The 10,208-nt window shown below is 62.3% G+C and carries 10 protein-coding genes; 4 read left to right on the forward strand and 6 right to left on the reverse strand.

Annotated elements, in window-relative coordinates; translation table 11 throughout:
- Window positions 1-258: 258 nt before the first annotated feature.
- The 3 genes from E5W87_RS29665 to E5W87_RS29675 all read left to right on the forward strand — a co-directional run bounded on the left by E5W87_RS29665 (window position 259) and on the right by E5W87_RS29675 (window position 3,121).
- Complete coding sequence (locus E5W87_RS29665; RefSeq protein WP_292405718.1) at window positions 259-1,365, forward strand: peptidase C39 family protein; 1,107 nt, start codon at window positions 259-261, stop codon at window positions 1,363-1,365.
- Window positions 1,362-2,825, forward strand: a complete 1,464-nt coding sequence (locus tag E5W87_RS29670; RefSeq protein ID WP_292405722.1) for a RimK family protein — start codon at window positions 1,362-1,364, stop codon at window positions 2,823-2,825. Before E5W87_RS29665 ends, E5W87_RS29670 begins: the two co-directional genes overlap by 4 nt.
- A 149-nt stretch (window positions 2,826-2,974) precedes the next feature.
- On the forward strand, window positions 2,975-3,121 hold the full coding sequence (locus tag E5W87_RS29675; protein ID WP_292405725.1) for a DUF3303 family protein: 147 nt from the start codon (window positions 2,975-2,977) through the stop codon (window positions 3,119-3,121).
- A gap of 178 nt (window positions 3,122-3,299) precedes the next feature.
- On the opposite strand, the gene E5W87_RS29680 is transcribed toward E5W87_RS29675, so the two are convergent.
- The 3 genes from E5W87_RS29680 to E5W87_RS29690 all read right to left on the reverse strand — a co-directional run bounded on the left by E5W87_RS29680 (window position 3,300) and on the right by E5W87_RS29690 (window position 6,990).
- The gene (locus E5W87_RS29680) at window positions 3,300-5,432 is read right to left on the reverse strand and encodes an EAL domain-containing protein (RefSeq protein ID WP_292405728.1); all 2,133 of its coding nucleotides are present in this window, start codon (window positions 5,430-5,432) and stop codon (window positions 3,300-3,302) included.
- A 65-nt stretch (window positions 5,433-5,497) separates the two neighbouring features.
- Window positions 5,498-6,130, reverse strand: a complete 633-nt coding sequence (locus tag E5W87_RS29685) for an HD family hydrolase (protein WP_292405731.1) — start codon at window positions 6,128-6,130, stop codon at window positions 5,498-5,500.
- Window positions 6,130-6,990, reverse strand: coding sequence for a folate-binding protein YgfZ (locus E5W87_RS29690; protein ID WP_292405734.1), 861 nt, complete (start codon window positions 6,988-6,990; stop codon window positions 6,130-6,132). The genes E5W87_RS29685 and E5W87_RS29690 overlap by 1 nt, the downstream gene beginning before the upstream one ends.
- Before the next feature lie 83 nt (window positions 6,991-7,073).
- On the opposite strand from E5W87_RS29690, the gene E5W87_RS29695 reads away from it, so the two are divergent.
- Window positions 7,074-8,405: a dihydroorotase gene (locus E5W87_RS29695; protein ID WP_292405737.1), complete on the forward strand. Its 1,332-nt coding sequence runs from the start codon at window positions 7,074-7,076 to the stop codon at window positions 8,403-8,405.
- A gap of 77 nt (window positions 8,406-8,482) precedes the next feature.
- Here E5W87_RS29695 and E5W87_RS29700 read toward each other — a convergent pair whose 3' ends face one another.
- The 3 genes from E5W87_RS29700 to E5W87_RS29710 all read right to left on the reverse strand — a co-directional run.
- Window positions 8,483-9,286: a hypothetical protein gene (locus E5W87_RS29700; protein ID WP_292405740.1), complete on the reverse strand. Its 804-nt coding sequence runs from the start codon at window positions 9,284-9,286 to the stop codon at window positions 8,483-8,485.
- 148 nt (window positions 9,287-9,434) lie between these two features.
- Window positions 9,435-9,692 (reverse strand): hypothetical protein, encoded by a 258-nt coding sequence (locus E5W87_RS29705; RefSeq protein ID WP_077381793.1) that lies wholly within the window; start codon window positions 9,690-9,692, stop codon window positions 9,435-9,437.
- A gap of 315 nt (window positions 9,693-10,007) precedes the next feature.
- Window positions 10,008-10,208, reverse strand: a 201-nt coding sequence (locus E5W87_RS29710; RefSeq protein ID WP_292405743.1) for a TIGR02301 family protein, incomplete at its 5' end; no start/stop codon positions are given.

The raw sequence follows: 10,208 nt of genomic DNA on the forward strand, positions 1-10,208 counted from the left end.
GCGGTGGCCAAGAGCGCCTATGGCCAGCTTCTGGCGGGCTTGCAAAGCTGAGCAGGCTCTCGTTTTCCGAAGCCGCACCGATGCCGAAACACGGAGGTCGCTCAAAGCCTTTGCGCGACCTGCCTGCCGTCAAAACTGTCACAATTCGGCCCGAATCGAGGTGCGATAGCGCTTGACGGATGCTGGCGCTTCGGCTGGTGTCATCGACGTTTCGACCAGGGCCTTCTCCACAACCCAATCGAGGTTTTCTGAGCCCGCATGCCTGCCGAGATTCGCACGGCCCGCGCGTCCGACGTCGATGACCTCGCCGTCATCGAGAAGGCTGTTTTCGCGAGCGACCGCATTTCCCGCCGCTCCTTTCGCCAGTTGATCGAACGCGAAAGCGCCGAGATGCTGGTCGCCGAAAACGACGGCCGCGTCGCCGGCTATGCGGTCGTGCTGTTTCGCAAAGGCAGCGGCGTCGCGCGGCTCTATTCCATCGCCATCGGCCCTTTTTTCGGCGGGCTCGGCATTGGCCGCATGCTGCTGGCATCGGCGGAAGAGACCGCCTTCAAGCACGACCGCATGATGCTGCGCCTCGAGGTGCGCGAGGACAACAGCCGAGCCATCCGCATCTACGAGCAGAGTGGCTACCGCAAGATCGGCCGCGAACCGGGCTATTACGAGGACGGCGCCACGGCGCTGCGCTACGAAAAGACCTTGCGTGGCGACATTCCGGTCGCCACCAAGGTGCCGTTCTACCAGCAGACTTGCGAATTCACCTGCGGCCCGTGCTGTCTGATGATGGCAATGGCCAATTTCGATCCCGGCTTCGTGCCCGACCCGGTCATGGAAATCCGCTTGTGGCGCGAGGCGACCACCGTTTTCATGATGTCGGGGCCGGGCGGCTGCGAGCCGTTCGGTCTCGCCGTTGCCGGTCACGAAAGCGGGCTCTCTGCCGAGATCTATGTATCCTTCCATGGCGCGCTGTTCCTGCAGTCGGTGCGCAGCCACGACAAGCGCCGGGTGATGGAACTGGCGCAGGTCGACTTTCGCCGGCGCGCGGAACATTACGGCATCCCGGTGAATTACCGTCCATTCGCCATCGACGATATCCGAACCGCGATCGCCGAGGGAAAACTGGTGTTGGTCCTGATCAGCGGCTTCCTGATGTTCGGCAAGAAGGTTCCGCACTGGGTGCTGGCCATCGGCGACGACGGCGACCATATCCTGATCCACGATCCCTGGGTCGAGGACGAGAGACAGGAGACCATCCTTGATGCCGCCAACATTCCCGTGCCTTACAGCATCTTCATGAACATGGCGCAGTTCGGCCGCGACGGATTGCGTGCCGCCATCACTCTCGGAAAGCGCGACAGACAATGACCTGGGTCATCCTTACCGGCAGGCAGAACGATCTCGATCAGGTGGCGACACCGCACAAGATCATCACCAATCGCGACTATCTTGCGCATCCGGCGCTGTTCCGTGGGCAGCGGCCGAAGGTCATCAACCTGTCGAACAATTACGGCTACCAGAGCCGCGGCTACTATGCCTCGCTGCTCGCCAGCTCGCGCGGCCACAAGGTCATCCCGACGGTCGAGACGATGATCGACCTGTCCGAGCGCAAGCTCTACGAGCACGCGCTGCCGGAGCTGGAACTCGCGCTCAACAAATGCCGCAAGGACCTGGGCGGCGCCTTTCCGCAGAAAGTCTGCATCTTCTTCGGCATCGGCCCGTCGAAGATATGGGATCGCTTCGCCAAGCTTTTGTTCGACTGGTTCCGAGCGCCGGCGCTGGAGGTCCACATCACCGACAGCGCCGAATGGGCGTCGATCCGCAAGATCGGCTTCCATCCTCTGGCCAGGATGACCGAGGAGGAAGAAAAGCGCTTCCTTCAGTGCCTTGAGACCTACACCAACCGCGAATGGCGCGACACCAAGGGCCGCACGCCGTCACGCTACACCTTCGCCACGCTGGTCGATCCGCATGAGGAGTTGCCGCCGTCGGAGATCTCGTCGCTGCGCTATTGGGCCAAGATCGCCGAAAAGATGGGCGTCGAAATCGAGCCGATTACCAAGAAGGATCTGGCCAAGCTCGCCAATTACGACGCACTGTTCATCCGCGAGACCACCTCGATCTCCAACCATACCTACCGTTTCGCCCGCCGCGCCCAGCAAGAGGGCATGCCGGTCATCGACGATCCGCTGTCGATGATCCGCTGCACCAACAAGGTCTATCTCAACGAGCTGATGACCTACAACAAGGTGCCGGTGCCGCCGACGGTGATGATCGCCGGCACGTCCGACCTTGAAGTGGCGGCGCAGACGCTGGGTTTCCCACTGGTGCTGAAGATCCCGGACTCGTCGTTTTCGCGCGGCGTCAAGAAATGCGCCACCTTCGAGGAGTTGAAGACGCTCGCCACCGAATGGCTGGAGGATTCTGACCTTCTGATCGCGCAGAAATTCATTCCGACCGAATATGATTGGCGGGTCGGTGTGCTTGGCGGCCAGCCGCTGTTTGCCGTGCACTATCTGATGGCCAAGAAGCACTGGCAGATTGTCAACCACAAGGCCAATGGCAAGCCCGACCAGGGCGGCATCAAGACCTTCACCCTGAAGGAGGCGCCGGCCCATGTCGTCGAGACGGCGGTGAGGGCGGCGCGCTGCATCGGCGACGGCCTCTACGGCGTCGATCTCAAGGAGACCAAGGACGGTGTCTTCGTCATCGAGGTCAACGACAATCCCAATCTCGACCATGGCTGGGAGGACTCCGGCGAAAAGGACGAGGTCTGGGTGCGGCTGACGCAGTGGTTCCTGGAACGGCTCGACCGGCCGGGGCGATAATCATCCGAGTAGGGGATAGAGATGCTGTTTTTCGTGACCGAGGATTTTCGCGGTTGTGACCGCAAGGAGATCTATCGTTCGCTTCCGCGACCAGGGCCGCCTGAAGCCGGACGCGCTTTCTCGTGCACCACAGCTGGATCGCGGCGGATATGAGCCGCTGCTTCCTGCTGGTGGAGGCCGATGATGTGACACTCCTGCAGCGGTGGGTCGTCGAATGGGCGGATCTGGTCGAATTCGAGATCGTTCCCGTAGCGACGAACAAGGACATGGTAGAGGCATTGAGCGGACACCTCTGACCCGGCGGGAACCTCCGGGCTCGCCATAACTGAATGCCGCCTCCTGATATCAAAGGATTAACACGCTGATCGAGCGGTCGAAGCCGGTTACGTGCGCTTCCACGAAAAATATATCGAAACATTGCGCTGATGGCCGGTGTCTCAGGCTTGCCTGATGACTGGCTCAGCCCTGTTGCGCTCAGCCTGATTGCCTGATCGCCGCGCGCGACTCCAGCAAGCAAGCGATATCCGCCGCCTTCGACGGTATGCCTATCAGGTAACCTTGGGCCTCGACACAGCCTTCCTTTCTCAGGAACTCAAGTTGCGCTTCGGTTTCGACCCCTTCGGCGGTGACGGTCGTTCCAAGCTGCGCACCGAGCCCGATGACCGTGCGCACGATCGCGGCCGTGTCGCGGTTGTCGATGTCGCGGATAAAAGAGCGGTCGATTTTGATCTTGTCGACCGGGAAGCGGCGGAGATAGCCGAGCGACGAATAACCGATGCCGAAATCGTCCAGCGCGATACGGACGCCAAGATCGCGCAACTGCCTAAGCGTCTTGAGCACCGTATCGCTCTCGTCCATCAGCACTGTTTCGGTGATTTCCAGTTCGAGCCGATCGGCCGTCACGCCGGAAAATGCCAGAGCGGAGATGACGCTGCGGGCAAAGGTGCCGCTTTTGATCTGCACAGCCGAGACATTGACTGCGATACGCAGCCCATGCGGCCAGCCCGCCGCAACCGTGCAGGCTTTCCTCAGCGCCCATTCTCCCAGCGGCACGATCAGCCCGATCTCTTCGGCAACCGGGATGAAGTCGTCTGGCGGCACCAAGCCGCGTGCCGGCGAGTGCCATCGCATCAGGGCTTCGGCGCCGACGATTTCGCCGGAGGCGATGTTCATGATGGGTTGGAAATCCAGCTCGAATTCCCGCCGCCGCAGCGCTGCCTCCAGATCGGTTTCGAGTGCGCGTCGTGCCCGCACCATCGCATCCATGCCGGGCTCGAAGAAACGATAGACGTTTCGTCCTTCGCTTTTCGCCCTGTAGAGCGCCATGTCGGCGTTTTTCAGCAGCGTGTCCGCATCCCTGCCGTCATTGGGGAAAAGGGCGATGCCAACGCTGATGCCGACATGCATGTCGCGGCTTTTGTCGCGAAAGGGTTTTCCGATGATGTCGACGATGCGTTTTGCCAGTTTTTCCGCATCGCCAGCACCTTTGGGATTGAACTGGATGATGACGAACTCATCGCCTCCGAAACGAGCGACCACATCCGTTTCGTTGCGCAGGCAACGTTGCAGCCGCTCGGCCACGCATTTCAGCAGCCAGTCGCCCGCCGGGTGCCCCCAGGTGTCGTTGACGGCCTTGAAGCGGTCGAGGTCCAGAGAGAATATCGCCAGGTCCGTGGCCTCGCCCAAGGCCTGGTCGAGCCGTTCGCGGAACATCGAGCGATTGGGCAGGTTGGTCAGGGTGTCGTGATGCGCAAGGTGGGTCATGCGCTCTTCGACGCGCCTGCGCTCGGTGACGTCGTCGAACGTTGCAACCCAGCCGCCGCCACTCATCGGCTGCCGCACCACCAACAGCGTTCTGCCGTCGGCAAGATGGCGGTAGGTCGACCGCACTTCGCCGGCTTGAAGGCAGGCCGCGGTTTTCGAGATTTCGCTGTCGATATCGATCTCCGCAAAGATACCCAGGCGGACGAGCTGCTCAAGCGCGTCGCGGTGGCTCATGCCAAGCGGAAAATCGGCCGGCGTCACCTGGTAGAGTTCCAGGAAACGTTCGTTGCGGACGATCAGCCTGCCGTCGGCGTCATACATCAAAAGGCCTTGCGACATGTTGGCCAGTGCTGCGTCGAAGCGGCGGTGCTGCTCCTTCAGCTCCTGCTCGGCACGCCGTTGCTCGGTGATGTCCTCATAGATCGACACCCAGCCACCCGAAGCCAGCGGCCGGTGCGAGATATTGATAATGCGGCCATCCGATAGCGTTTCTTCGTAGGTCGAGGGTTTCGCCCGGTCGATGTAAGGCTTGCGGATGGCGTAGAGTTCTTCGGCGCTGTGCGAGGCGACACCGATGTCGACGCTGTGCTGAAGGATGTCGAAAAACCGGATGCCGGGCTGCACGATCTCGGCGTTGAGGCAGAAGATGCTGATATAATTGCCGTTGCAGATGATCATGCGCTCGTCGGCATCGAACATGCACAAGCCATGCGACATGTTCTCGACAGCGGCCGAAAAACGATCGTTCTGTTTGCGCAGTTCGTCCTCTATCCCTGGCAGGCCGATGCCTTCGGCCCTCCGTCCGCGGACGGGCGAACCAGCCTTGACATGAGCGACGGACATGAGGCGTGCCTGCAGACCGTGATCGAACACGGCACTGTTATCCCTTCCGGTTAATTTACCGTTTTTCAGTCGACGGGCTGCACCGTTTGACGCCGCGATTTCTCGATTGCCGCATACCGTTTGAGGAACGCGTTTTGCGCCCAGGTCACCGAACGCGGGGTGAAATCGAAGCGGTCGACATTGAAGCCGCGCGGCCGGCCAAAGAATTCGGTCGCCTCGGCGGTCGAAAAGCCGGCAAGCATTGTCGCCTCGAAATAGGCGGCGATCTGGTCGGCGCGCTTGATCTCCTTGCGCAGATCCGCACCCGGTTCGACCGGCAGCGAAAAGCGCAGATGGATGGCGCGCTGCAGCCTCAGTTCGCACTCCTTGTAGCTGCCGCCCATCACTGATTTGAACGGTGAGATCATGTCGCCGATGACATATTCCGGTGCGTCGTGCAGCAAAGCGGCCAGCCGCGCATCGGGCGGAGCGTCCGGCACCAGCTCGCTGAAAAGCGCCTCGACCAGCAGCGAATGCTGGGCGACGGAAAAGGCGTGGTCGCCGCTGGTCTGGCCGTTCCAGCGGGCGACGCGGGCAAGCCCATGGGCGATGTCCGAAATCTCGATGTCGAGCGGCGACGGGTCGAGCAGGTCGAGCCGCCGGCCCGACAGCATACGCTGCCAGGCCCGCGGCGGCGCGCCGGGACGGTCGGCCGCCATCAGGCCTCCTCCGCGCCGACGGATTCCTGCGGAAAAGTGAACTTCGCCCAGGCCGGGATGGTGAGCGACACAAGGACATCATCCGCCATGATCGGCTGGCCGGCGTCGATCGCCGCCTTGACCCGGTCGATACGGGCTATGGCGAGACCTGTCTTGCTGGCGGTGGTGCCAAGCGTGCCGACCGGTCGCCCGGCAACTGTCAGTTCGGTGCCAGGAGCGGGCAGGGGCCGTTCGGCCGAAACGATCAGCACCCGCCGTCTGGCAGTGCCGCGATGCAGCATGCGCGAGACCACCTCCTGGCCGACATAGCAGCCCTTCCTGAAGCCGACGCCGCCGGTCTCGTCGAGCAGCACATCATGCGGGAAGACGTCGCCGAGCTGATAATCGCTACCGCTTTCGGCGATGCCATGGGCGATCCGCAAGCCTTGCCATGCGGCGAGGTCACCATCGTCGGCACCGCTGCCATAGAAGCGGCTGACGGCCACATCGCTGAAGCGCGCATCGGCAACCCAGGTTGAATCAAATTGCGAACTGGTTGAATCATCTCCCCACGCAACAGTGACAAGCCCCTGATCGGCCTTGGCAATCTCGACCTTGGCGCGCAATTTGTAGAGCATCAGCCGCCGGATGAAATCGTCGGCGATGTCAGATCGGCATTCGAGGTGGAAGGTATTCTCGCCAGCGCGCGAGATCAGGAAGTCGAACAGGATCTTGCCTTGCGGCGTCAGAAGCGCCCCCGGCCTTGCCTCGCCAGCAGCCAGTATGTCGAGGTCGGTAGTGAGGATGTTCTGCAGGAAATGCTCAGCATCCGGGCCTGAGACGGAAACGAGTGCGCGGTCTTTCAACTGGGCAAAGGGCATGGGCGGAAAAAGAACCTGATCTTGCAAAACGGTCGGCCTTTACGTAAGCCGCTCACACTCCCCCCGCAAGAGACCGGATCAGCATGGCCACGACCTACGACCTCATCCTGACAGGCGGCACGGTGGTCAACCACGATGGCGAGGGCCAGCGCGACGTCGGCGTGACCGATGGCCGCATCGCGGCCATCGGTGACCTCGGCCAAGCGTCGGCCGGCGAGACCATCGACTGCCGCGGCCTGCACGTCCTGCCGGGCGTCATTGACAGCCAGGTACATTTTCGCGAACCGGGGCTGGAGCACAAGGAGGACCTGGAGAGCGGCTCGCGCGCGGCGGTGTTCGGCGGCGTCACCGCTGTGTTCGAGATGCCCAACACCAACCCGCTGACCACCAGCGAGGCAGCCCTTGCCGACAAGGTGCGGCGCGCGACCGGCCGCATGCATTGCGACTTTGCCTTCTGGGTCGGCGGCACCCGCGAGAATGCGAGGGATGCCGGCGAGCTCGAGCGGCTGCCGGGCGCGGCCGGGATAAAAGTTTTCATGGGCTCGTCCACCGGCGACCTTTTGGTCGAGGACGATGAGGGCGTCGCCTCGATCCTCAGGAACACGCGCCGTCGCGCCGCTTTCCATTCCGAGGACGAATTCCGGCTGCGCGAGCGGCTTGGCGAACGCATCGAGGGCGACCCGTCCTCGCATCCGGTGTGGCGCGACGAGATCGCGGCACTGCGCTGCACCGAACGCCTGGTGCGCATCGCGCGCCAGGCTCGCGCCCGCATCCATGTCCTGCACATCTCGACCGCCGAGGAGATTGTCTTCCTCGAACAGCACAAGGATGTCGCGACCTGCGAGGCGACGCCGCATCATCTGACGCTGAGCGCGGATGATTACGCGCGGCTTGGCACGCTGATCCAGATGAACCCGCCGGTGCGGGCGGTGCGCCACCGCAACGGCATCTGGCACGGCGTTGCGCAAGGGATTGTCGATGTGCTGGGTTCCGACCACGCCCCGCACACGCTGGCCGAGAAGGCAAAACCCTATCCGGCCTCACCATCCGGCATGACCGGCGTGCAGACGCTGGTGCCGATCATGCTGGATCACGTCAACGCCGGCCGGCTGACCTTGCAGCGCTTCGTCGATCTCTCGAGCCACGGCCCGCAACGCATCTTCGGCATGGCGAGAAAGGGCCGCATCGCCGCCGGCTACGACGCCGATTTCACGATTGTCGATCTGAAGCGCCGCGAAACCATCACTAATGGGCAGGCAGGCACGAAGGCCGGCTGGACGCCCTATGACGGAAGGAAGGTGACCGGCTGGCCGGTCGGCACCGTCGTGCGCGGCGGGCGCGTGATGTGGGAAGGCGAGATCGTCAGCCCCGGACAGGGCAGAGCGGTGGAGTTTTCCGAGGCGCTGCCGGTGTAGAGCGGCGGACTTTCCCCGGTACCCACTTTTTGGTCCGATGCTTTAGCGGGCTTGTGGGCAGGAGAGCGCAATGCCGCTCAATCCCCTGCGACGAAGAACGTCCACTGTCCGGCGGGCGTGATGCCGACGCGGTAGAAGATGTAGGCGCCGAACTGCTTCATGCTGTCATAGTCGCCGGCGGTGACGATCTTGAAAAGCTCGACCCGCTGCCTGGCGTCGAGCTTGTCCAGCGGCAGCGCGAAGAAATATGGCCAGACATAGAGTTCCTGCGGCGTGCCGGCATCGACATGGACATAGCCGGCATTAAGCACCTCTTCCAGGATGGCGAGGATCTCCTGGCCTTCCGCGTCGCCCGAAAGACCTTTCAGGAAGGTGATCGGGTCGCCTTCGATCTCGCTCAGCGACAATTGGGTCATCGTGTCGCCCTTGCCGATCAGCGGCCGGAGCCTTTCGATGTCGCCGCTCTTGCAGGCCTCGACGATCAGATCGTGCATGCGCCTGACCGGCTCCGGCAGCTTGCCGAGATCGTAGACGACTTCGGGCAAGGGTTCATCCGGATCGACTTGCGGATTGGCTATGCCGCCATCGTTCGTTGGCGCCTCTGGTTCGACCTGTTCCGGCTCGTCGGGCGTCGTCGGCTGGCTGGCCGCGGGCGGCGTCGTGCCGAGCGGGTCGGGCATCGGCACCGTACTTCCGGGCGGCGACATGTCGTCGTCGGCAGGCGGCGCGACCGGCGAGGGCAGGTCCTCGCGCTTGATTTCACTCAGCCCATAAGCGGGGCTGCTTGCGAGGCAAAACGCGAGTGGAACCGCGGCGCAAAAAGCGGCGAGCTGGATGCTGAGGACCAAGCCACGCGGCTGGCCTGACATCGAAAAATTCACCGCCTGCCTCTCCATGATTTCCGGGACCTTATAGGTCCGTCCAGGCCAGGCCAGATGCCCAGGCTCTTACAGGTGCTCAAGCCCTTACAGGTGCCCCCTGGGCATGATGCCCAAGCGGCACGTCGTCGTCAAAGAGCCTGATGCCGGTTCAGTGCCGCAGCCGTCCTGGTTCGAAGGCCCCGGCTATCACCTTTTCACGCATGCGGTCGAGCAGGGCAAGGGCCGAGGTCTCGCCATTGGCACGCAGCATTTCGCCGAACGCGGTTTCGAGGGCCGCCTCGGCGATGATTTCCGGCTCGATTCCGGCCGAAAGTCCTTCCGCCCAGGCCTCGCTGTGGCTTTCCACTGCGGTCAGGCGCTTTTCTTCCCTGACCAACGCGTCGATGTCGTTGACGCCATGTTCCATTGCGATGTCCACCCTTTCAAGCGGCGATCCGACAGATGCGGATCAGGCTTGGGCTGTCCTTTTTAACACGCAGGTTAAGTAAGTACTTGTAAATACGACATTTATGGGGTCGTTTTCGACAAGGTTTCTAGCGTTCGGCAAACCTGCGTTCGATCCGATTCAAAACTTAGCCGATTAGGCCGGCGAGCGGGATGAAAACCTTCAGTTTGAGTTAATTCCACATCCGTGCGGTAACGTTTCGTTAATACCGTTGCAGAAGTGCAACACAAGGATTGCACTAAGATGCCACCGGACACAAGCAGGGAGCTGTCAAGGTCAGTTGCCGTAGCGCGAGGCGATGTCGCGCGACAGCGTCTCGCCTTCCTTCATATAGCGGCTGATGGCTTCAGTCGCCGAGGCAGTGCACTGCGTGTAGGTGCCGCCGAAGGAGCGGTAGCCCCGATTGAAGCTGGCGATGAAGCGGGCGCGCCGCTCCGGGTCCGGGTTTTCCGAGGCAATCAGCTTCTCCATCTCGAC

It is taken from the genome of Mesorhizobium sp. (assembly GCF_004962925.1).
Lineage (GTDB): Bacteria > Pseudomonadota > Alphaproteobacteria > Rhizobiales > Rhizobiaceae > Mesorhizobium.

Excerpts from the sequence above, each read along its gene's own strand:
- E5W87_RS29705 (WP_077381793.1), bottom strand. The coding sequence starts at position 9,692 with ATGGAACATGGCGTCAACGACATCGACGCGTTGGTCAGGGAAGAAAAG.
- E5W87_RS29670 (WP_292405722.1), top strand. The coding sequence starts at position 1,362 with ATGACCTGGGTCATCCTTACCGGCAGGCAGAACGATCTCGATCAGGTG.
- E5W87_RS29685 (WP_292405731.1), bottom strand. The coding sequence starts at position 6,130 with ATGGCGGCCGACCGTCCCGGCGCGCCGCCGCGGGCCTGGCAGCGTATG.
- E5W87_RS29690 (WP_292405734.1), bottom strand. The coding sequence starts at position 6,990 with ATGCCCTTTGCCCAGTTGAAAGACCGCGCACTCGTTTCCGTCTCAGGC.
- E5W87_RS29675 (WP_292405725.1), top strand. The coding sequence starts at position 2,975 with ATGAGCCGCTGCTTCCTGCTGGTGGAGGCCGATGATGTGACACTCCTG.
- E5W87_RS29680 (WP_292405728.1), bottom strand. The coding sequence starts at position 5,432 with ATGTCCGTCGCTCATGTCAAGGCTGGTTCGCCCGTCCGCGGACGGAGG.
- E5W87_RS29695 (WP_292405737.1), top strand. The coding sequence starts at position 7,074 with ATGGCCACGACCTACGACCTCATCCTGACAGGCGGCACGGTGGTCAAC.
- E5W87_RS29665 (WP_292405718.1), top strand. The coding sequence starts at position 259 with ATGCCTGCCGAGATTCGCACGGCCCGCGCGTCCGACGTCGATGACCTC.